The sequence below is a fragment of the Helicobacter canis genome (genome assembly GCF_008693005.1).
Taxonomy (GTDB): Bacteria; Campylobacterota; Campylobacteria; order Campylobacterales; family Helicobacteraceae; genus Helicobacter_B; species Helicobacter_B canis.
Window position 1 is genome coordinate 171822 of record NZ_VXKE01000001.1, and the last position, 21594, is coordinate 193415.

The 21594-nt window shown below is 45.5% G+C and carries 19 protein-coding genes; 10 read left to right on the forward strand and 9 right to left on the reverse strand.

The genetic code is table 11. The features are described from left to right. The first annotated feature begins 40 nt into the window (after positions 1-40). Positions 41-2017: an excinuclease ABC subunit UvrB gene (gene uvrB, locus F4V45_RS00805; protein ID WP_150336627.1), complete on the forward strand. Its 1977-nt coding sequence runs from the start codon at positions 41-43 to the stop codon at positions 2015-2017. A gap of 180 nt (positions 2018-2197) precedes the next feature. After that, the gene (locus tag F4V45_RS00810) at positions 2198-2455 is read left to right on the forward strand and encodes a hypothetical protein (protein WP_210670594.1); all 258 of its coding nucleotides are present in this window, start codon (positions 2198-2200) and stop codon (positions 2453-2455) included. A 98-nt stretch (positions 2456-2553) separates the two neighbouring features. Here the strand turns inward: F4V45_RS00810 and nusB are convergent, their stop codons facing one another. The 6 genes from nusB to F4V45_RS00840 form a co-directional block, all read right to left on the reverse strand. Next, positions 2554-2964: a transcription antitermination factor NusB gene (gene nusB, locus F4V45_RS00815; RefSeq protein WP_150336628.1), complete on the reverse strand. Its 411-nt coding sequence runs from the start codon at positions 2962-2964 to the stop codon at positions 2554-2556. Next, on the reverse strand, positions 2964-3428 hold the full coding sequence (gene ribH / locus F4V45_RS00820; RefSeq protein ID WP_023929051.1) for a 6,7-dimethyl-8-ribityllumazine synthase: 465 nt from the start codon (positions 3426-3428) through the stop codon (positions 2964-2966). Before ribH ends, nusB begins: the two co-directional genes overlap by 1 nt. 19 nt (positions 3429-3447) lie before the next feature. Further along, a complete protein-coding gene (kdsA, locus tag F4V45_RS00825; protein WP_150336629.1) occupies positions 3448-4281 on the reverse strand; it encodes a 3-deoxy-8-phosphooctulonate synthase in 834 nt (277 codons plus the stop codon). A 47-nt stretch (positions 4282-4328) separates the two neighbouring features. Further along, complete coding sequence (locus F4V45_RS00830; RefSeq protein WP_150336630.1) at positions 4329-4946, reverse strand: hypothetical protein; 618 nt, start codon at positions 4944-4946, stop codon at positions 4329-4331. Further along, the gene (locus F4V45_RS00835) at positions 4943-5590 is read right to left on the reverse strand and encodes a carbonic anhydrase (RefSeq protein WP_150336631.1); all 648 of its coding nucleotides are present in this window, start codon (positions 5588-5590) and stop codon (positions 4943-4945) included. The genes F4V45_RS00830 and F4V45_RS00835 overlap by 4 nt, the downstream gene beginning before the upstream one ends. Positions 5591-5751: 161 nt before the next feature. Next, the gene (locus F4V45_RS00840; RefSeq protein WP_150336632.1) at positions 5752-6834 is read right to left on the reverse strand and encodes a DUF7488 domain-containing protein; all 1083 of its coding nucleotides are present in this window, start codon (positions 6832-6834) and stop codon (positions 5752-5754) included. Positions 6835-6998: 164 nt separating this feature from the next. Here F4V45_RS00840 and F4V45_RS00845 point away from each other — a divergent pair, with 164 nt between their 5' ends. Genes F4V45_RS00845 through surE form a run of 3 tightly spaced genes read left to right on the forward strand, consistent with a single transcriptional unit; the run spans position 6999 to position 10104 of the window. Beyond that, positions 6999-8444 (forward strand): DNA-binding transcriptional response regulator, encoded by a 1446-nt coding sequence (locus F4V45_RS00845; protein ID WP_150336633.1) that lies wholly within the window; start codon positions 6999-7001, stop codon positions 8442-8444. A gap of 26 nt (positions 8445-8470) precedes the next feature. Next, positions 8471-9337, forward strand: coding sequence for a polyprenyl synthetase family protein (locus F4V45_RS00850; protein WP_150336634.1), 867 nt, complete (start codon positions 8471-8473; stop codon positions 9335-9337). Next, entirely contained in the window at positions 9334-10104 is a 771-nt protein-coding gene (surE, locus tag F4V45_RS00855) for a 5'/3'-nucleotidase SurE (RefSeq protein ID WP_150336635.1), read from the forward strand. Before F4V45_RS00850 ends, surE begins: the two co-directional genes overlap by 4 nt. A gap of 157 nt (positions 10105-10261) precedes the next feature. Here surE and F4V45_RS00860 read toward each other — a convergent pair whose 3' ends face one another. The 3 genes from F4V45_RS00860 to dnaB form a co-directional block, all read right to left on the reverse strand. Beyond that, positions 10262-10942 (reverse strand): hypothetical protein, encoded by a 681-nt coding sequence (locus F4V45_RS00860; RefSeq protein ID WP_150336636.1) that lies wholly within the window; start codon positions 10940-10942, stop codon positions 10262-10264. 63 nt (positions 10943-11005) lie between these two features. Then, the gene (locus tag F4V45_RS00865; protein WP_150336637.1) at positions 11006-12307 is read right to left on the reverse strand and encodes a ComEC/Rec2 family competence protein; all 1302 of its coding nucleotides are present in this window, start codon (positions 12305-12307) and stop codon (positions 11006-11008) included. A gap of 15 nt (positions 12308-12322) precedes the next feature. Further along, positions 12323-13807, reverse strand: a complete 1485-nt coding sequence (gene dnaB, locus F4V45_RS00870) for a replicative DNA helicase (protein ID WP_150336638.1) — start codon at positions 13805-13807, stop codon at positions 12323-12325. A 135-nt stretch (positions 13808-13942) separates the two neighbouring features. Here dnaB and F4V45_RS00875 point away from each other — a divergent pair, with 135 nt between their 5' ends. Genes F4V45_RS00875 through F4V45_RS00895 form a run of 5 tightly spaced genes read left to right on the forward strand, consistent with a single transcriptional unit; the run spans position 13943 to position 21593 of the window. Continuing rightward, positions 13943-15022 (forward strand): agmatine deiminase family protein, encoded by a 1080-nt coding sequence (locus F4V45_RS00875; protein ID WP_170235110.1) that lies wholly within the window; start codon positions 13943-13945, stop codon positions 15020-15022. Further along, complete coding sequence (gene hypF, locus F4V45_RS00880; RefSeq protein ID WP_150336640.1) at positions 15022-17490, forward strand: carbamoyltransferase HypF; 2469 nt, start codon at positions 15022-15024, stop codon at positions 17488-17490. The genes F4V45_RS00875 and hypF overlap by 1 nt, the downstream gene beginning before the upstream one ends. 11 nt (positions 17491-17501) lie before the next feature. Beyond that, positions 17502-19304, forward strand: coding sequence for a M3 family oligoendopeptidase (locus tag F4V45_RS00885; RefSeq protein WP_150336641.1), 1803 nt, complete (start codon positions 17502-17504; stop codon positions 19302-19304). Positions 19305-19313: 9 nt separating this feature from the next. Continuing rightward, the gene (locus tag F4V45_RS00890) at positions 19314-19850 is read left to right on the forward strand and encodes a hypothetical protein (RefSeq protein ID WP_150336642.1); all 537 of its coding nucleotides are present in this window, start codon (positions 19314-19316) and stop codon (positions 19848-19850) included. 51 nt (positions 19851-19901) lie between these two features. Beyond that, entirely contained in the window at positions 19902-21593 is a 1692-nt protein-coding gene (locus F4V45_RS00895) for a DUF5644 domain-containing protein (RefSeq protein WP_150336643.1), read from the forward strand. The last annotated feature ends 1 nt before the right edge of the window (position 21594 follow it).

Genomic DNA, 21594 nt, shown 5'->3' on the forward strand with positions numbered 1-21594 from the left:
GCTATAATTGTAGCCAAATTTTCCACAAAGGCTACCGCAAATGGCGCAATTTCTCCTACATTCCCCCTACTCTCCAGCAGGAGACCAGCCCCAAGCGATTGAAAAAATCACAGACTCTATCGCACAGGGTGCGAAATACTCCACACTTGTGGGCGTTACAGGCAGTGGCAAAACCTACACGATGGCAAATATCATCGCTAAAGCGCAAATGCCAACACTCATAATGACGCACAACAAAACCCTAGCCGCCCAGCTATATAGCGAGTTTAAGGGCTTTTTCCCAAACAATAAGGTGGAGTATTTCATCAGCCACTTTGACTACTACCAGCCAGAAGCCTATATCCCACGCCGCGATTTGTTTATAGAAAAGGATTCTAGCATTAACGATGAATTAGAGCGGCTACGGCTCTCTGCCACGACTTCACTGCTAGCCTATGATGATGTGATTGTGATAGCTTCAGTATCGGCAAACTATGGGCTAGGTAATCCGCAAGAGTATTTAACAATGATAGAAAAGCTAGAAATGGGGCAGGAGCGAAATTATAAAAGCCTGCTTACAAAGCTTGTGGATATGGGCTACACGCGCAATGATGTGGTGTTTGAGCGCGGTAATTTCCGCGTAAATGGCGATAGTATTGATGTCTTTCCAGCGTATAATGAGAGGGAGTTTGTGCGCCTAGAGTTTTTTGGCGATGAGATAGAATCCATTAGTATATGGGACGAGCTAGAGCGGGTAAAAATCCGCGATAGCCAAAGTGTCGTGCTCTATGCGGCAAATCAATTTATCGTAGGGGCGAACCGCTTGCAGCAAGCTTTGAGCGATATTGAAGCGGAGCTAGATTCTAGGCTTGCGGAGTTTGAGAGAGCAGACAAAATGGTGGAATATGCAAGGCTAAAAGGGCGCACGGAGTTTGATTTAGAAATGATTAGAGAATCTGGAATCTGCAAGGGGATTGAAAACTACGCTAGACATCTCACAGGCAAAGCCCCGGGCGAAACGCCTTATTCCTTGCTAGATTATTTTGCGCAAAAGGGCAAGCCATATTTGATTATCGTTGATGAATCGCATGTGAGCCTGCCGCAATTTGGCGGAATGTATGCAGGCGATAGAAGCCGCAAGGAAGTGCTTGTGGAATATGGCTTTAGACTGCCCAGTGCGTTAGATAATCGCCCCTTGCGCTTTGATGAGTTTATTAACAAAGCACCGCATTTTCTCTTTGTCTCTGCTACGCCTGCAAAGCTAGAGCTAGAGCTTAGTCAAAGCCATATTGCCGAGCAGATTATCCGCCCAACAGGGCTTTTAGACCCGCTGTATGAAGTGCGAGATAGTGATAATCAAGTGCTTGATTTATACGATGAGATAAAGCTAAGGGTGGAAAATAATGAGCGAGTGCTTATCACCACACTGACGAAAAAAATGGCAGAAGAGCTAAGCAAGCATTATGGGGAGCTTGGAATAAAGGTGCGCTATATGCATAGCGATATTGATGCCATTGAGCGAAATCACCTTATCCGCTCACTACGACTAGGGGAGTTTGATGTGCTTATTGGGATAAATCTTTTACGCGAGGGGCTAGACTTGCCAGAAGTGAGCCTAATAGCGATAATGGATGCGGATAAAGAAGGATTCTTACGCAGTGAGACAAGCCTTATTCAAACAATGGGGAGGGCGGCTAGGAATGTCAATGGCAAGGTGATTTTATATGCGAAAAAAGTTACAGGCTCTATGCAAAGGGCATTTGATATTACAGACTATCGCCGAGCTAAACAAGAAGCGTTTAACAAGGAGCATAATATCACGCCAAAGAGTGTCGCGCGCAATGTCGAGCAGGAGCTAAAACTAGAGAGCTCTAGCACTCTTTATGAGAAAGCTAGCAAGCTGCGCAAAATCCCCAAGGCTGAAAGAGAGGCGATCATTAAAGATTTGCAGCACAAAATGCACCAAGCCGCCAAGGCATTAGAGTTTGAAGAAGCGGCTAGAATCCGCGATGAGATCACCAAGCTCCGCACGATGTAAAGGCTTAAATGAAAAAGACTTTTTCTGTTGTCACCCCATAAACACTGCGACTTTGTAACAAAATGGCACAAATCAAAAAAAAAAAAAAAAAAAACACTTTTATTTGATGGGCTTATGGTTGCTTGTTTATAATGCGTTGTCTTGTATGACAAAGACAAATTACATTCTTAAGGAGAAACAATGTTTCGTCGTTTTACCATATCTGTGGGAAATTTTATCGTCACGCTAGTTTATGTGCTTAGTCTTATTGGTATTATCATCTCTGGTCTAGGCATGATGGCTTCTTACAATCCACTAGCAGGTCTAGGAGTTATCGTTGGTGGAGTATTGCTACTTGTTTCAATCTTTTATGTGTTTTTTCTCTTTATTGATATGCGCGAGCAGCTTGTTGCCATCAATACCAAACTGAATAAGACAGAAAACAAGGAAAACTGCTAAAACATTTCATTTTCAAAGGGTTTTATAGGGTATATAATTCTCTGCTAAGGACTTGAAAAGCAACAAGCCCTTAGAATCTAAACAATACGAGCGCAAGGTCAAGTCTCTTGCTTTTGTGCGCGAGAGAGCGCATCAAGCACGCCATTGATAAGCCTAGGGGCATTATCATCTCCATACATTTTGGCTAGCTCTATGGCTTCATTGATGATGATGGGCGAGTCAGTTTGTGTGTAGAGTATCTCATACGCTCCAAGCCGTAGTATGCTCTTCTCCATTTGCCCAAGCCGCTCAAACTCCCACTCCTTCAAATGCTGCTCCAGCTCCTCTCCCAACGAGTCAAACCGCTCAATCACCCCACGCAAAAGCCCTAGCGCGAAATCTTGCTGCTTATTTTTAATCTTGCGCGCAGTAAGCATCGTGGGTGCGGATTCTAGCACCGCGCCATTGCCGCACATATAGGCATACAATAGCCCCACGACAGCCTCGCGCGCTTGCGTCCTAGTCGCCATTAAATTGCCTTACATAAATCCATAAGCTCAATGAGTGAATTCATCGCTTCAAAGCCTTTGTTCCCCACTTTTGCGCCTGCCCTATCGATTGCCTGCTCAATATTATCAGTCGTTAGCACGCCAAAGCTCACAGGGACTCCATATTGCAAAGTAGTATTGGCAATGCCCTTTGTCGTCTCCGCACTTACATAGTCAAAGTGTGGCGTCCCCCCGCGGATCACCGCTCCTAGCGCGCATATCCCTTGATACTGCCCCTTTTTTAGCAAGCGATCAAGCACAAATGGCAGCTCCCACGCCCCCGGAGCTAGCACGATGTCTAGCAAATCAGCATTCCCCCCGTGGCGCAAAAAGCTATCCTTCGCCCCCTCCACCAAACGATCTGTGATGATGTGATTAAACCTAGAGCAGATGATGGCGACTTTCTCATCACCTTGTAAAATAATTTTCCCTTCAAGTATTCTCATAAGCACTCCTTATTTAAATTTAGCGCGCATTAAGCGCATTTCTAATAGCAAAGATCTCATCAAAAAGCGTAGGCAGCTTCTCTAAAGCAATCATATTTGCCCCATCACTTAGGGCATTTGCTGGGTCATAATGCGTCTCTATGAAAAACCCATCAACCCCCACAGCCGCTGCTGATCGCGCTAGATATGGGGCGAAGGAGCTATCTCCACTACTTTTACCCCCACCCATACCGGGCATTTGCACGCTATGAGTTACATCAAAAATCACAGGCGCAAACTCACGCATAATCACAAGCGAGCGCATATCTACGACCAAATTTCCATAGCCAAAGCTTGACCCCCGCTCTGTCAAGCATACTCCATATTTGCTAGATTCTAGGTAGCTAGCCTCTGTGCCCCCGCGAGTTTTAATCGCCTTTAGCGCGCTATAGCGCATATCTTTTGGGTTCATAAACTGCCCCTTTTTGATATTGATCTGCGCCTTTGTCTTTGCTACTGCGACAATCAAATCTGTCTGTCTGCACAAAAATGCTGGAATCTGGACCACATCAACCACTTCAGCAAGCAGAGCTGCTTGGTGGGACTCGTGTATGTCTGTGATAAGCTTGTAGCCAAAATCCCTTTTGATAGATTCTAGCATTTTAAGCCCTTTATCAAGCCCCGGACCGCGGTAGCTCTCAAGGCTTGTGCGATTTGCTTTATCAAAGCTTGCTTTGAAGTAGAGCTCACAATCATCGCACTTGTGTAAAAACTCTAGCCCAGCAGCAATGCGCTGCAGCTGCTCTAGGCTCTCTATCACACAAGGACCACAGAAGATAGTTAGCTTGTTGTTTGGTTGAAATATCTCTGCCATTGCCTTTCCTTACTCTAAATTCTAACTTGCATTATAAAGCCTTTACACTAACGGCAATAATATTCCTCAAAGTCAATCCCACAGCGTGCAAGCTCGCTACTTATAGAATCTAGCTCTTTAGATTCTAGCTTTTCTAAAACCCTAGACACAAACAAGCCATACTCTTGCGCAAATGCCGGTGCTTTGCTTAGAAGTATGTCTGCGAAAGCTCGCATATCTTGCAGGCTAAATTCATCACTCCAAAAGCTCTCATATTGGTCAAAATACTGGAATCTACAGCTAAATATACTCATATTCTTGCTAGCAAGGGCATTGCCAAGCCTTTTTCCAATGGGCGTTTGTAACGCATCTAAAAGCTCACTTTTATAAGGGCGAGAATCTAGTGCTTGCAGCAAGGAGCTTTTGCCATCTTTTTGGATAGTTTTTATAGCCCCTGTCATTTCACTTTTAAACACCTTTTTACTCGCTTCACTCAAGCAAGATGATGATTGAGCTTTGTGCTGCAGATCTTTAAGCTGGGTAGTGGTGCTATCAAGCCATACTTGCATATTTAGCGCATTAAAAAGCTCTTCAGCTGCCTTGGACTTTGCAGCTAGTGTGCCGCAGCAAAGCAAAGCCACAGCACACAAACGCGCCAAGAAGCGCATTTGCTTTGTGGGTATCACTTTTTGTCCTTTTGGACAATGGGCTTAAACTCGCGCTTGATCATATTGTAGTTTAGAATCTCACCTGTCTCGATAATGTAATACCACCCATACACGCGCAGCTCCCCCCTATCAAAGCGATCTTCCACAAAGGGATAGCTCATAAGATTCTCTAGCTGCTGCTCGATATTGATTAGCTCTGTAAGCCAAGTGCGCTTAGATTTAGAGCTAGGCTTTAGGGCTTGCACCTTTTCTTTCACAGGGTCAAGCAGCTTTAGCCACTTTTTCACATAAGGAGTCTCATCAAGCTTTTTAGGTGGCTCGTAGATAAATTCACAAGCCCCGCAATTACTATGCCCACAAATGATGATGTTTTGTATCTCTAAAATAGTAAGCGCGTATTCAATCGCTGCTGTGGTAGCCAAAAAGCCCTCGCGCAAAGTCTGCGACTCTTTGTAAGGGGGGACGATATTGCCCACATTACGCACGACAAACAAATCCCCAGGCTTGGTGTTGGTGATAAGATTAGGCACGACACGAGAATCCACACAGGTGATAAATAGCGTATGTGGGTCTTGGTGCTGTTTTAGCGACTCATATAAATCTTTGTGCGCGGAAAAGTCTTCTTCTTGGAACTTGATCGCACCTTCAAATAGCTCTTTCATACTAAACCTTAAAAACCACAAAATACTTTAAGAGTAAAACTTAGAAATTAGCCCACATTGTAGCCTACTTGTGGTAAAAAAACAATTTCACCAGCACTAGAGCGCACAACCAAACATCGCTTCAAGAGATAGAATCTTACCTTGAGTAGCACTACAAGATTCTAGAGATTTGATCGCAAAAACACTTCCACTCCATCGTGCAATAAGAGTAGCTCGACTCTCCCGCGCAAAGCCGCTTGCGAAAGAAGCTGGCGAAAATGCCAAAAGTCGCTGTCTTTTTTGATGGGTGTCTTATCAACCCAGATGAATTTATCCCCCACACTTAGCTGAGATAGTCCATCTGGCAAGGGCTTTGCAATCGCCCGAATCACCAAATCCCTATCAATCACCACCCCATAACGCTCAAAAAATGTGTCCTGCAATATCCCTCCACCATATCGGCGATCCACTTGCACAGATACTTCAAGTAGCTTATTGTTGCGCAGGATTCTCACTTGCGCCTTACTTTTTGGCACAAGATCTGCCACAAGCCACTCAAACTGCGCAAGAGAAGTAATCTCGCGCCCATTGATTGCTAGAATCCTATCTTTTGGCAGTAGTAGCCTTTGTGGGAAAAATATATCAATTTGCTCGACAATCACGCCTTTTGGAAGCTGATCGTTACTAGCTTGTAGATTTGGGGCGACTCGCACGCCAATATCTCCATACTGCCCACCACGCGCGCTTAAAAATCGATCGATTAAAATTTTGGGGACGAAGTATTGCCCATACGCGCTAATCCCGTAGCTTTGATAGCAAATCGTGCTAATGACAGAATCGTTAGGCAAGGTCGTGCTAAACTTCCCTAGATCAAACACGCCTTTTTCAAAATTTACAACACTCCCGGGTATTGCTTGTGTCGCATTAACAGCAGCTAGCGGCAAAGTGTGAGCAAAAGTATCAAGTGGTTTTAGACGGTAGCTTTTTGGCAGCTTGCCAGAGAAAAGATACAGCCCTAAAAAAGGGTCGTGCTTGATAATGCGCGAAGAGCGCAAAGGCTTTTGCGAAAAGGCGATGAGATAAGGCGTATTTTTATACAACACAGAATACACCCTAGTAGAATCTATCGTGCTGCTTGCTTGCTTGTAGTAAGCCTTGCACGCCGAATAATCAAGCCCATACGCCAAGCCAATACAAGCAAGCCAAAGTAGCAGCGGTTTCATCATAGTAATATTGCGTAGTTTTATCCTTTTTACTTGTGCCATCGTGCGGTGTATCCTTGATCGATTTGGGCAATTATAGCAAATAAGAGCAAAACTTATGCGCTGCGATTTTGCCACTAGGTTTGTGTGAGTCTATTTATATTTTGCTATAATTTGGCGAGTTTGAGCTGTGTGTATTGACTAGCAGGAATTAGGAGAGAATCTATATGCTAACAGGGAAGCTAATTGTTATTGATGAAGAGGCAAAAAAGGGCAAGATAGAGCAGGACTTGAACCAACGCGTATTTGACTTTGATTTTGCAGTGTGGGATACAGACTCTGGAGAGATGGCTGTGGGGGAAGAAGTAGAGTTTGAAGTAGAAATGCGTGTGGTAACCCACGCTAGAATCAAGCCAAAGCCCATTGACCCAGATGAAATCCCTATGACCAAGCTGCCAAATGTGTGTATTGAAGAGTTTTTCGCTAGGGAGAATGAAATCTTACTTGAGTATAAAGACTTCATAGAAGGGCATTTGAGCCTTGACTTTTTGCGTATGAGACGATTTCTGCTCACGGCATATAATGACTTATGTGAGATGGACAATCTTATAGAAAATGACGAACTGCGCAAGGCAAAACTAGAGATCAATCACCTATGGAAAGAGTTTGAAAACTATGTAAAAAAAGCCCAATACACCCCCGCCTACGCTTTTGAAAAGATCTTTCTCTCCAAACAAACAGAATACATCAAAGTGGAAAAAGACATAGAAGCCACCCAGCTAGCCCTAAATAATGCCAAAGCACAATGCCAAGTCCTAGGAAACAATCTTGATGCCAGCGAGAAGCGTCTGCAGCGTATGGCAAGTGGATCTGGGCGCGGTGGGCAAGAATACTTGCGCTTTGAAAAAGAAGTCAAAATGATGCGCAGAACCTATGTCGATCTTATCCAGTTTATCGCCACGCGCCAAGAGTGGCTAGCGCACGAGCGAGAACGAATGAAGAAGTTTAGAGAAGTGCATTTCCAAGAGTTTGTCGATGTCTATGCGCCAATGCTGCGCGACATTAAAGACCGCTTTGTGGGCTTGCTAAACTCCAAAGCGTATGATTTAGATTCCGAGCTTTGGGACAGGGCGAAGAAGTCTCAAATCGTGCGCAAGTTCTTCCGCGATGCGCGGATTGAAGGGGGGTTTTCCTCTAAGACATTTTTGCGCTATTTTCTCCGCGGTCTTGATAGAAACAAAGCTTCACCAAAGACAAAAGAGCTTTTTAGCCTCTTAAAATACTTAGAAGAAATCAGTCATAAAAATGTGCTTGTTCTGCGTGGCTCGGCTGTTGATGCACTTAAATACAAAGAAGTCATTGAAAAAATAGATTCTACCCTTACAGTTAGTGTAGATAAAAACCCAATCAATGCGCTAAAGCTACTTGCTACCACACGGCAAGATATTGTCGTGCTAGATGAGCAAATCGGCGAGATGAGCGCGCTAGATTTTATCCAAAACACCAAACAGCTCCCGCAAAAAGAGCCAGCAAAGCCCATTATATTCTGTCTTGTAGTAGCAAAGCTGCCTGATTATGAAAAAGCCGAGGAGGCAAAGCGACTTGGCGTGCAGTATTTTATCCCAGAGCAGAATATGGACGCGCTTTTTGATTCCGTGCGAATGGCACTCTAAGTATAAGCTAGAATCTAAGGAGCATAATGCAATACCAGCAAAGTATCCAAGAGTTTGAGCAATTTTTGCAAGCAAGCGCGCCACAAATCCCAAGCTTCCACCCATATTTTGCCACGGCTTTTTGGGAGATGCTCCTTTGTGGAGGGAAGCGTTTCCGCCCTAATCTGCTACTCGCTGTTGTCTCTGGGCTAAATCCACTAATGGTTCAAAACGCCTTTTTACCAGCGTTAGCATTAGAGTGCCTGCATACTTACTCGCTAATCCACGATGATCTGCCTTGTATGGATAATGCTCCTTTGCGCAGGGGCAAGCCTACGCTACACACAACCTATGATGAAGTAAGCGCGACACTTGTAGGCGATGGGCTTAATACTTATGCATTCTATCTCCTAAGCTGCTCAAAGCTAGATTCTAGTGTGCAAGTCCAGCTTGTAAAAGAGCTTGCTTATGCTGGCGGGATAGGCGGTATGATCATTGGGCAGGCACTTGACTGCCACTTTGAGAATCAAGCCCTGCCGCTAGAAAAGCTCCAAGAAATCCATAGCAACAAAACAGCAAAGCTCATCGCCGCAAGTCTCAAAATGGGTGCTATCATTGCCAATGCCCCACATTCTCTCGCGCAGGATTTATGGGACTTTGGCTTGCGACTTGGGCTGTTTTTCCAAATACGAGATGATGTGATTGATGCAGTGCAAGAAGCAGCCCAAGCAGGCAAGCCCACGCGCAATGACGCGCGTAAAAATAGCTATGTCAATCTCTTGGGACTAGCACAGGCTAAAGAGCTTTTGCAAGCAGAATCTAGTGCGCTCACACAAACCCTGCATAATTTCCCGCAGCCCATAGCTAAGAATCTCTCAATACTTTTGGGGGATTATTTTAAGGAGATTGTATGAAAGAGATTCTAATCACCAATGATGATGGCTTTGATGCTGCTGGGATTCTAGCTCTAAAGGAGGCACTTAGCCCGCTGGGGCGTGTGTGTGTAGTCGCTCCAGCTAGAGAGAAATCCGCGTGCGGACACGGACTTACCATCACAAAGCCTCTCTCCCTTATCTCTGTGGGCAAAGACTCTTACAAGCTTGATGATGGCACGCCTGCAGATTGCATTTACCTAGCGTGCAACACACTCTATAAGGAGCATAATCGCAAGCCAGACTTAATTGTCTCTGGGATTAACATCGGCTGCAATATGGGCGAAGATGTAACCTACTCTGGCACTGCAGCAGGGGCTATGGAAGGCGCGATTCTAGGGGTCCCTAGCATAGCGATTTCACAGCTACTTAAAAAAGAGTGCGATAGGAAGTGTGATTTTAGCCTTGCAAAAAAAGTGGCATTTGACCTAGCGCAAAAGCTCCTAGCGCATAACCCACTACCCAAGCGCAGATTTCTTAATGTCAATGTCCCCATTGCCACAGAATCTAAAGGCTACAAGATCACAGAGCTAGGTGTGCGTCTCTATGGCAACGATGTAGCCAAAGCGCGCAATCCACGCAATGAAGAGTATTATTGGCTAGGCACGCACGAGCTTGAGTGGGAAGAGCGCAGCGAGCGAGTAAGCGACTTTAGCGCGGTGATGAGTGGCTATGTCTCCATCACACCAATTACTTTAGATATGACAAGCTATGATGATATGCACACACTCACGCAGTGGGTGCGCTAGATTCTAGCCAAGCAGACTTAGGTGGTAGAATCTGGGAAATGATAAAAGTAGATTCTATCTACTAAATTTTGTCTTGCTAGATTTTGCTTAGCTAGATTCTACTCTTTATTGTGGATTGCTTGCTTGTTGGCTCGCAATGACGAAGAAAGGCTAGAATCTACTTTTTAACCCCGAGCATTTTAGTGCGGCTAATAAGGCAGCTGAAGTTGTAGTAAGCAAGCGGCGCGCTATAGCTATAGCTCTCACCCCTAGCAAAATCGATCCTAGAAATTGTCTGCTGGATTAGATCTTGATAAATCCCCTCATAAATGCACGCACCATCTTGGATCGAGCCATCGATATAGAGAATCCGCTTTTTCATATGATTATCATACCAATCCATAATGAAATGATATTCTGCAGAGAGATTAAGCGAAGTGGTATAGCCAGTGATGATAGGATAGGTCTCCTCCCTGCAGTAATACATTCCATCATAGTTAAAGCACGCGGAGCGATCGATCATCTTTGATGGGATATACTGCACGCTAGAGCTAGGATAGCTTCTCATCATTTTCACAAGGCTTACATAGATGATATTGCGCGCACTTTTTTCTGGGATTTGCCCCTGCATATACAAGGAGTTAAACCCTCTTTTTTCTAATGCTTGCTTGATAAAAGGTATGTATGAAGCAGCGAGCAAGTCCCCTTTATGGGGCGCGATAATCACAGGGGCATTGATATTGAGCTGGTAGCTATGCTGGATTGAAGAAGCATATTTCATCTCAATAAGATTATTAGCACAGCCTAAGAAAAACGCCCCACACACCACACTACACACAAGACTTATATATGCTCGCACAAGACACTCCCAAACTTCCTAAAATACTTTACATTAGCAGATTTTACACAAGTTTTAAGCAAATTACATTCCCAAATACATCTCATAATATAAATACCCATAAAATCCTAAAGCCAAGCTAATCAGCGCGTAATAGCCATAAGCAAATCGCATAGCCAAAGCACTTACCCCGATATACAGAGCCAAAAACCATAGCGGCGTATAGATCTCCGCACTTGGGATTTGCGCTGCAAGCACAGAATCTAGCACGCCATCAAAGATCCCCCCATAGCCAACACTATGCAAAAGCACCGCAAGGGGGAAAATCACCACAAAAGCAATGCTTACAGGGATTGAGACAAGCTGATAGGGTGAAAAATATGGGAAAAAGCAATGCACAATAGGCGCAATACTCAAAAACACCGCACAATTAAGTCCAAGAATCTGCACACATAAGCTACGCCACGAGCTAGGCTTGCTTGCATAGCGCACAAATAAAAAGATATAAAACACCCCAGCCATTGATAAGATAAACCCACGATTAAACGCCACGCTAGGAAATAGCACCACACAAAGTGCCCCTACAAACAAGAGCATAGCAAAGCTTAGAATCTGCAAGCCAGAGACATAGAGCATAAACACCACAGAAGCCATAACAAACGCCCGCAAAAACGAAGGTGTAAAATCTAGCACAAGCAAATACCCAAAAAGTGCTAGCAGCACAAGTAGCCCTAGATCATAAATTTCATTACGATAGCTAAAATACCGCCTTTGCATTATGCGATACAATGGAGCTAGCAGAGCAAAAAGCACAAAGGAGATGATCCCTAGGTGGAATCCACTAATAGCAAAAATATGTGCAAGCCCTAGCTTATTGCTCACATCACGCCACGCTTTATCAAGTGGAGTAGCGAAAAATAGTGTGCTAAATAAACTTGCGTGGATAGGATTTGTATGCTGCTTGTAAATCGCCTCTTTGAGCGGAGTGCTAGCTTGCTTATGCGGCAGTAGCGCGATAGAAAAGCTCATAAAAAAGCAGCTTTGCAAGTATTTCACAAAGCTGCAATCTTTCCCCATTTTTCCATACAGCCGCACACTGCGCCCTTGCAGGAGCTTTAAATCCTCTTTAGAAGTTGTATAGAGTGTGTGAGAGTTATGCCTAAGCTTTAGCACAAAGTAGGATTTATCATTCTTGGTCTTTGTATATTGCGCTTGCACAAGAGCTTCTATCTCGCTAGGCTGCTCAAAGGGCAGTGCTCGAAACTGATAGTAATCAAGCCCAATGCGCGCGCAAAGCAGCACAAAGAGCACCAAATATGCCGCCACCCACTGCCTAGGTGAAAAAAGCGCGATTGCATAAGGTGAGCCTTTGGTCTTTTGCGCCATTTGGTTGAAGTCTGCTTAAATTGGCACAACCTGCACAGGAGCTACATCGATTTTAGCTTGCGTAGGCTCATAGGGAAGCTCACGCGCCCCACTTGCCACATCTTCAAAGCGGATAAAGGGCTTATTGTATTGGATTCTAATGGTTTTAGTCTCGCCATTGCGATTTTTGGCGATGATGATTTCTGCTGGCTCGATACTCTTTTTGCGTAGCTCTTCAAGCTTGCTTTGAAGCTTCTTTAGGCTGTCTTTGTCTTTTTGATCATCTTTGGGGTTGTTTTGGATTTTTTCTATATTGTTGCGCAGTGTGCTAATGGCATACACATCTTCTCGATACAAAAACAGCACCACATCGGCATCTTGCTCGATTGAGCCAGACTCTCTTAGATCAGAGAGCTGCGGGCGTTTATCCTCCCTAGAATCCACCGCCCTACTCACTTGGGATAGCGCGATAATGGGGATTTCTAAATCCCTTGCAAGCGTCTTTAGCCCGCGTGAGATTTCACTCACTTCCTCGTGCCTCGCACTATCGCTTCTCCCCCCACCACCGCGCATAAGCTGCAGGTAATCCACCACCGCTACTTGTAGGCTTGGGACTTGCGCTTTAAGCTTGCGCAGCTTGGAGCGCAACTGGGCTATGGTAAGCGAGCTGCCATCATCGATATAGAGCGATTTTGATAGGAGCATTTGGGTCGTTTCTGTAAGCCTGCTCCAATCTGTGTCATTGAGCTCGCCTTTCCGCAAAGTCTGCAAGGGGATAGAAGTGAGAGAAGAAAGCATACGAAACATTAGCTGCGTAGCGGGCATTTCTAGGCTAAAGATTGCTACTGCACCGCCGCGATTAAGTGTATGCTGGATCATATTTAAAAACAACGCTGTTTTCCCCATAGCAGGGCGCGCCGCGATGATGATAAGCTCTCCAGAGCGAAAGCCTGTGGTGTATTGATTCAACTCTGCAAAGCCCGTATCCACGCCCACAAGATCATTAGAGCCACGCTTTTTCATCTCCTCTATCTCTTGTAGTGTGCTATCAATCACGCTACGCACACTTTGGAACTCTGTATGCGCACTCTTTGAAGAAATCGCATAAATCTCGCGCTCAACCTCATCAAGCAGCACATCACTCTCAATGCTTACATCACTTGTGCGAGATGCGATCTTGGTCGCAAGGGTGGCAAGCTGGCGTTTAATAGAAGCGGTTTTGATCTCTTTAATGTAGGCAGCGACATTGGCAATAGGACTTGTGGCAATGATATGAGCGAAATCTTCTTCGCTGATTTTGCTATCTTTGATCCTAGAAGCGACAAATTCGGCATTTATAGGGAGATTTTGCAGCTTTAGCTCTAGGGCTATTTCAATGATCTTTTGGTGCTGTGCGAACAAAAAGTCGCTCACTACAAGCGAGTCTTGCACTTGGGTGAAAATATGCTCATCAAACAAAAATGCCGCGATAAGCCCGCGCTCGACATTAAGTAAATACGCATTTGCATCTTCACGCTTCATTATGTTCCTTACTTCATTGGCAGTTGGGCAAATTGTAACAAAAGCTTTCCTAGCTTTTGCTTTAAAACCATATCGTGCTTTGCTACAATACCACCTTGCACTTCTGTCAATGATTTATTGATGTAAAGGATAGCTATGAAGCAGGTAGAAAAAAGACTGCGCGCAGAGTGGGAGCAACAAGCAGCCATCTTGCTTGCATTTCCGCATACTAGGAGCGATTGGGCAAGTAAGATTGACAAGGCTAGGCAGTGCTTTTTAGACATTATAGAATCCATTATCGCATTTGAGAGAGTGCTTGTGTGTATCGATATACACGATACACAAGGGCTAGCAGTGCTGTGCAGGCATTTTGGCAGTGATATACCACCGCTTACACCCTACACGACACATACACTTACCCCCCAAATCACCCTAGCGTTTGTGCCTACAAATGATACTTGGGCTAGGGATTTTGGGGTGATTACTTGCGCGCAAAAGCTAGATTCTAGTGCGATAGAATCTAATCTCTTGCTAGATTTTAGCTTCAATGGCTGGGGGCTCAAATACCCCAGCAATTTTGACAACCAAATCACCAAGTCCCTACATAAGCTAGGCGCGCTAGGGCAGCTCCCACTAGAATCTAGCTCCTTTATCCTAGAAGGAGGGAGCATTGATACTGATGGCTTAGGCACGATCCTTACAACCACTGCTTGCTTGCTAGAGCCTAATCGCAACGCCACATACACCAAAGCAGAGATAGAATCCACTCTATGCCAAAGCCTAGGAGCAAAACGCGTGCTATGGCTAGAAAATGGCTTTTTACAAGGCGATGATACTGATAGCCACATTGATATGCTAGCGCGCTTTTTAAGCCCAGATACCATAGCCTACATTAGCTGCGATGATACAAGCGACCCACACTATCAAGCCCTACAAGCTATGGAGCAAGAAGTGCGCGCGCTAAAGCAGGCAAATGGTAGTCCTTATAAACTCTGCCGCCTACCTTTTGTGCGTGCGATCTATGATGAGCTTGGCGAGCGGCTGCCTGCTAGCTATGCGAACTTTCTCTTTGTTAATGGCGCACTGCTTGTGCCAATCTATGATGATCCAAGCGACACACAAGCCCTAGCCCTGCTCAAAGAAGCCTTGCCTGATAGAGCGGTGCTAGGGGTCAATGCGCGCACACTCATTGAGTGGCACGGCAGCTTGCACTGCGTGAGTATGCAGCTTTATTGATGCTAGTTTTGCGATTTGTGGGTGTGGTGCAGGGCGTTGGATTCCGCCCGATTGTGTATCGCATAGCCACAGAGCTTGGGCTTTGTGGGGGTGTGTATAATGACAATGGTGATGTAATCATAGCTATTGATTGCCCAAGCCTGCCAAAGCTTATAGCACCAAAAAGGCATAACGCGCGATTTATGCGGATTTATCCTTGTGTGGTTGTAGATTCTAGTGCCAAAGCTTCCTTGCTGCCACTGCGCGCACTGCCATTTCTCAATGCACTTTTGTGCGCCTTGCCGCAGAGTGCTCATATTGCACATATCACTATTTATCCCTTACACCTAGCACTTCGCGCACTCCCTAGCCTAGCGCAGATTGAGCCAAGCACTTTACAAGCACGATTTAGCATTTTGCCATCTCATAGCTCTAAGAGCCAAAGCCCACTCTCTATCCCTACTGATAGCGCGACTTGTAAAGATTGCTTGCAAGAGATTTTTACACCTACTTCACGCTTTTACCACTACCACCTATGCGCTTGCACAAATTGTGGCGCAAGGTATAGTATCATTGACACTCTGCCCTATGATAGAGAGCGCACAAGTATGAGAGACTTCCCCCTATGCAAAGCTTGCAAGCAGGATTTTAGCTCGCCAAGCAGTCGCTTCTACCACGCCCAGCCTATTTCTTGCAATGCCTGCGCGATTGCACTAAGGCTGATAGATTCTAGGGGCAACGCTACACTTGCCAAAGAGTATGCAAGCATAGAGCTATGCGCTAAACTCTTAGAGCAAGGGGAAATTGTTTGCATTAAGGGGTTAGGGGGGTTTGCACTTATTTGCGATAGTGCAAATGCGCACACTATTCATCGCTTAAGAGAGCGTAAAAACCGCCCACACAAGCCCTTTGCCATAATGTGTAAAGACTTAGAGCAAGCAAGAAGTATCGCGCATTTGTGCAAGGAGGAAGAAGATATGCTTACTTCGCTTGCTGCGCCCATTGTGCTAGCACGCATAAAATCCAAATCCCCCAAAGCAAAGCTAACACCCATTGCCACAAACGCTATCGCCCCAAATTTAAATACCATTGGCATTTTGCTTGCCAACACCCCCTTGCACCATCTTTTGCTTGATCTTTTTCCTCGCGCCATAATCTACACAAGTGCCAATCTTAAAGCAGAGCCTATCATCACTCAAGTAGATGATGCCTTAAGCCAGCTAGCACATATCACACCTTATGTGCTAGATATTGGTAGAGAGATTTTACACGGGATTGATGACTCCATTACGCGCTATATAGACTCTCAAATGCGCCCTATCCGCCTAGCAAGAGGGCTAGCTCCAAGCACCATAAGCCCCCCACTCTCTACGCCTAAAAATCCACATCAAACAATCATAGCCCTAGGCGCAGGAGAGAAAATCACCCCCACTCTAGCTACTGCCACACACACTATCATAACCCCATATATCGGCAGCTTACAGAGCCCTGCGTCTTTGGCACGCTTGGAAGAGAATCTAGCAGTGTTTTTGCCATCTATGCAAAAGCCCTCTATCATCATAAGCGATAAGCACCCACGATTTGAGACAACCAAGCTAGCCCAAAATCTCGCCAAACAGCACCACGCCACACATCTTAGCCTCTATCACCACCACGCCCACCACTGCGCGATTTGGGCAGAAATGGCACGCAGTGAAGAAGAGCAGATCCTAAGTGTCGTGTGGGACGGAAGCGGACTTGGAGAAGATGGCAGTATTTGGGGGGGAGAATTTTTGCTTGGCGATTGCAGGGAGATTAAGCGCGTGGGGCATTTCGCGCCATTGTATCTACTTGGCGGTGAAAGGGCGATAGTCGATATTAAGCGCATAGCCTATGTGCTTGCACTAGAAGCGGGGGCTTGCGCGATGATTGCACGCTATGAAGCTTGCCTGCCAAAGCCTTTGCTAGCATTAGCAAAATCCAGCCCACAGGATAAAAGCACAACAACAAGCAGTGTGGGTAGGATCATCGATGGTGTAGCGCATTTACTAGGGCTACTAGATTCTACCACTTATGAAGGGCAAGCAGGCGCACTACTAGAATCTATAGCGCAAGAGCCAAGCACCCCCAAAGCCCCCTACCCCTACACAATCACACAAAATGGCATTATCCAATGGCAGAGAATGATTGCAGTAATTTGTGATGATGTCCTAGCACTAGAATCCACTTTTGCCACAAATGCCACAAAGGGCTTCATCGCCTACAAATTTCTCTACACACTAGCCCACATTGCCACATCATTTATCCTAATGCACAAAACTGCGCGCATAGGGCTTAGCGGCGGCGTGTTTCAAAACAAGCTTTTATGCGAGATTCTAGGGGCAATGCTAAGGGCGCAGGGCATAGAGTATCACTTCCATACTTTTGTGCCTTGCAATGATGGCGGCATAGCCTTTGGGCAAGCAGCCTTTGCTAGCAGAGTTATGCTACAATATCCCAATCCACGATAAAGGCACACCAAATGGCAAAACCACACAAGCACAACACGCTACACAAATCGCCAAAGTCAAAAGAAACCCCGCATAATTGGGATTTAAGCGCGCTTTTTGCAGACAATGAGCAAGCAAGCCAATATCTTGCTACCACCTACAAACAAGCCAAAGCTTTCCAAGAGCACTACCAAAACACCTTAGCCACGCTTACTCCTAAGGATTTCTACACTGCACTACTTGCATACGAGCAGCTAATCGAGCGCATTAGCAGGGTGATGACTTATGCGTTTTTACTCTTTGCGCAAGATACAAAAAAGGGCGATATTTACGCGCAATATGAGCTTAAGAGCAACGATGCTCATAGCTTGCTTGTGTTTTTTGAGCTAGAGTTTTGCGAGCTAGAATCTAAAGTGCAGCAAGCTTTCATCAAGCAAGCACACACGCATACTTTCTACTTGCAAACACTTTTGCAAGCTAAGCCTTATCAGCTTCCCTTAAGTGCAGAGCAAGCCCTAATTGCTACTTCAAGCGTGGGGGTCAATGCCTTTAGCAGGCTCTTTGATGAGCATTTAAGCGCATTAAAAATTGGTAAAAACAAGCAAAGTGAAGAAGAAGTGCTAGCAGAGCTTCATAGCCCCAAGCGCAAAAAGCGCAAGCAAGCGCAAAAAGCCTTTACCAAAAGCCTAGAAGACTCTAGCCCGCTGCTTTGCTATATCCTAAATATGGTGCGCAAAGATGTAGCCATTACCACAAAGCTACGCGGCTACCCTAGCAAGGAGGCTCCACGCCACCTAAGCAACCACATCACGCAAAAAAGCGTAGATTCTATGATAGACATCACAACCAAGCATTACCACATCGTGCAAGACTACTACCGCATAAAAGCCGACCTTATGGGCATAAAGCTTAAAGACTACGACAGATATGCGCCGCTTTTTTCCCACGCTTCCACTATGCACTACAATCAAGCAATAGAGCTTGTTACACAAACTTACAAGGAGTTTTCCAAAGAGTTTGGCACAATCGTTGAAAAAGCCCTGCAAGAAGGCTGGATAAGCTCCCACCCTATGCCAAACAAACGCGGCGGAGCCTTTAGCCACGGCAGTGTGCCTAGCGCACACCCTTATGTCTTGCTTAATTGGACAGGTAATCGCAGGGATGCTTTCACCATAGCGCACGAATTTGGGCATATGATCCACCAAGAGCTAAGCAAGAAAGTAGGCACACTAAGCCACGACACACCCTTAACCACCGCAGAGACTGCTTCCGTCTTTGGAGAAATGCTGCTTTTTGATCATCTTAAATCCACACTAAGTAAGCAAGAGCTGCTACCAATCTATGCCGGCAAGCTTGAAGATATATTCTCCACACTCTTCCGTCAAGTAGTGATGACAAATTTTGAGCGAGCGATCCACAGCAAAGATGGGGAGCTACAAATCGCTGATTTTGATAGAATCTGGCAAGAAGAAAATGCCAAAATGTTTGGCAAGAGCGTAGAGCTTACCAAAAACTACGCGCGCTGGTGGAGCTATATCCCTCACTTTATCCACTCGCCCTTTTACTGCTATGCTTATAGCTATGGGCAGCTGCTTGTGTTAGCACTCTTTGGGCTTTACAAAAGTGGCAAATGCAAAGACTTTGTCGCCACATATACAGAGTTTCTATCCCTTGGTGGGAGCAAAGCACCAAGCGAGCTTATCAAGGCATTTGGCTTTGATATAGAAAGCGATAGATTCTGGGAAATTGGTATGCAAGAGGTGCGCGCTATGCTAGAAGAATTCCACTCGCTTTTGCACGCTAGTGGCTACAAAGTGCGCAAGCTAAAACGATAAAGGAGCATTATGCAATACACGCCAAGCCAAGCATTTGAGATACTCTATGACCACTATTGCGCGCAAATGCTGACATTTTTGCAGCAAAGTGGCAGGCAGTTTGGGATTTTGTGCGATGAGCAAAAGGTGCGATTTGATCCACCATTAGCCAAAGAGCAAGCAAAAAAAATGGGCAAAAGCTTAGAGTTTCTCATCTCTGGCAGCACTTTTGAGTCATTAGACATTCGCCAAGACTCCCTAGGGCAAATATCAGTGCATTTTGTCGTGGGGCTAACTCCGGGTGGCGATGGCGAGCTAGTGAGTGTGCGCGTGCGTGGGATCTACCAGATTTTCATCAAAGACACTTCACACGAGGATTGCGCGCTTTTTACACGCGTGGATTCTAGCTTGATTTTCCCAGCAGATTCTAGCCCACTAGAATCTACAAACCCTAGCCACGATCTCTTTAGCCCAGAAGAGCAGCAGTCCCTGCAGGCAATCTTGCAAAGCTCGCATAATCGCAAGGTCTTTGAGCAGCTCGCTATGCAAAGCGATGAGCCTAAATAACCATACACATAAAGAACCTGCTATAATATCCAGCCAAACAGGAGTGAAACTATGCAAACATTAGAACTATCCATCTTCCGCTTTTATGCCAAAGAAAGCTATGAATACTACTTCCAAAAATACCCCATAGCCTATGACCACAATCTCACGCTATTTAGCGCGCTTGAGTCCATAGAGAATCTAGGCTTTGATAGATCAATGGGGCTTAGAGTGCAGGGGCTTTGTGTCTTTGATGATGTGCCACTTTATAAGCTTGTGCAGCATTTTGGGGCAAATCTCTACCTTGAGCCACTAAGCCAAAAATATGTGAGCAAGGACCTAGCCCTTGATAAAGAAGCGATGTTTGCGCGCTATGAGTGGTTTTTTAGCAAGTATGATTTCATCGCTCCAAGCGATCGCTATGAGCTGTATAAATACCTATGGGCAAACACCATCTCACTCCAAAGCGATGACTCCTACCTAGGTGATGGGTTTTTCCTCTACATAGACTGGCTACTTACGCGCTATCCCAAGCACTTTGACACCCTTATCCACACGCTAGCAAGCGCGCAAAACGGGGTGATGAGCTATACACCCATTGAAGCTCTTATCTACATAAACAAGCCCAATGCCCCCCATATCACACACACAATCCACGCACTTATCAATAAAGTCGTGCGCTTTGGGCAGTGCCCCGGCTGTGGGAGAGCGTGGATCAATGAGCTAGAATCTATCAAGGTAGATTCTATCCCAAGCTCTGCCCTGCAAGCACTAAATGCCCTACAAGCAAGCACGCAAGAAAAGAGCGAAGCAGATAAAGAGAGTAGCCAAGATTTTAGGGCATTTATGGTGTTTGACGCTTATGCAAGCCCTAGCGCAAAGCCACTTATCTCTAGCACCAAAGCCCTACTGCAAGCTTTGGGATACCCACTTATAAAGCCTAGAAGCAAGCTACTCCCACTTGGTGGATACTTTGGGCGCATAGTGGATACTAGGGAGTTTATCAAGCGCGCCGCTTATAATCTCGCCCTTGCTGCAAAAGAGCGCGCAGTTTTGGTGGTTGGCGATTGCCAGAGCTACTACTCTATGCTGCTTGCGCAAACTGCGCTCTTAAGAGATCAAGCCTTGCTTGATGAAGTGCGCGCACTCTATGGGCAGGTTGATTATTACATAAGCCCTGTGGAGCATATCAAAAACATCATCGCAAGCAGCCAAAGCAAGCTATGGGAAGCAAAATCCCCCCTAAATCATCTTAAGCTTGCAGCATACCCAAGCCTACTTGCTTTTGATATTCTTGATACCCACCAGCAAATGATATATGGATTTGATCCTAGCATTATGGCGTTTCCTAAGGCTTTATTTAAGCATTTATCAGGACCAAACTTCACACAAGAAGAGATTATTAGCGCGGCAGAAGATCTCCACGCGCACTATCGCCCCATCGCAAGCAGACTTGGGGGCAAGTGGCTAGATATTGTAGAGAGTAGGCAGGACTTTTCACATTTGCAAGCCTACAACTACGAAGGGTATTTGAAAGAGTCTGCCAAAGCGCGCTTTGCTGGCATTGATGCGGGGGCAGATATGCTTGTGGTCTCTAATGTTGGGCAATTTAGGGCATTTACCACCCTAGCAAAAGCAAGTGCCAAAAGCATAGGGCGAGACCCGAGCAATGTCCCCACACTCTATCTACCGCAAGTCGCGCTACTTGCGCTAGGTATGCAAGAGAAGCTAGATAGAAAATACCGCACCTTAGAGCTTGCATAGG

What these genes read in the sequence shown, in the direction of transcription:
- uvrB (WP_150336627.1), top strand. Translation starts at nt 41, where the DNA reads ATGGCGCAATTTCTCCTACATTCCCCCTACTCTCCAGCAGGAGACCAG.
- F4V45_RS00810 (WP_210670594.1), top strand. Translation starts at nt 2,198, where the DNA reads ATGTTTCGTCGTTTTACCATATCTGTGGGAAATTTTATCGTCACGCTA.
- nusB (WP_150336628.1), bottom strand. Translation starts at nt 2,964, where the DNA reads ATGGCGACTAGGACGCAAGCGCGCGAGGCTGTCGTGGGGCTATTGTAT.
- ribH (WP_023929051.1), bottom strand. Translation starts at nt 3,428, where the DNA reads ATGAGAATACTTGAAGGGAAAATTATTTTACAAGGTGATGAGAAAGTC.
- kdsA (WP_150336629.1), bottom strand. Translation starts at nt 4,281, where the DNA reads ATGGCAGAGATATTTCAACCAAACAACAAGCTAACTATCTTCTGTGGT.
- F4V45_RS00835 (WP_150336631.1), bottom strand. Translation starts at nt 5,590, where the DNA reads ATGAAAGAGCTATTTGAAGGTGCGATCAAGTTCCAAGAAGAAGACTTT.
- F4V45_RS00840 (WP_150336632.1), bottom strand. Translation starts at nt 6,834, where the DNA reads ATGGCACAAGTAAAAAGGATAAAACTACGCAATATTACTATGATGAAA.
- F4V45_RS00845 (WP_150336633.1), top strand. Translation starts at nt 6,999, where the DNA reads ATGCTAACAGGGAAGCTAATTGTTATTGATGAAGAGGCAAAAAAGGGC.
- F4V45_RS00850 (WP_150336634.1), top strand. Translation starts at nt 8,471, where the DNA reads ATGCAATACCAGCAAAGTATCCAAGAGTTTGAGCAATTTTTGCAAGCA.
- surE (WP_150336635.1), top strand. Translation starts at nt 9,334, where the DNA reads ATGAAAGAGATTCTAATCACCAATGATGATGGCTTTGATGCTGCTGGG.
- F4V45_RS00865 (WP_150336637.1), bottom strand. Translation starts at nt 12,307, where the DNA reads ATGGCGCAAAAGACCAAAGGCTCACCTTATGCAATCGCGCTTTTTTCA.
- dnaB (WP_150336638.1), bottom strand. Translation starts at nt 13,807, where the DNA reads ATGAAGCGTGAAGATGCAAATGCGTATTTACTTAATGTCGAGCGCGGG.
- F4V45_RS00875 (WP_170235110.1), top strand. Translation starts at nt 13,943, where the DNA reads ATGAAGCAGGTAGAAAAAAGACTGCGCGCAGAGTGGGAGCAACAAGCA.
- hypF (WP_150336640.1), top strand. Translation starts at nt 15,022, where the DNA reads ATGCTAGTTTTGCGATTTGTGGGTGTGGTGCAGGGCGTTGGATTCCGC.
- F4V45_RS00885 (WP_150336641.1), top strand. Translation starts at nt 17,502, where the DNA reads ATGGCAAAACCACACAAGCACAACACGCTACACAAATCGCCAAAGTCA.
- F4V45_RS00890 (WP_150336642.1), top strand. Translation starts at nt 19,314, where the DNA reads ATGCAATACACGCCAAGCCAAGCATTTGAGATACTCTATGACCACTAT.
- F4V45_RS00895 (WP_150336643.1), top strand. Translation starts at nt 19,902, where the DNA reads ATGCAAACATTAGAACTATCCATCTTCCGCTTTTATGCCAAAGAAAGC.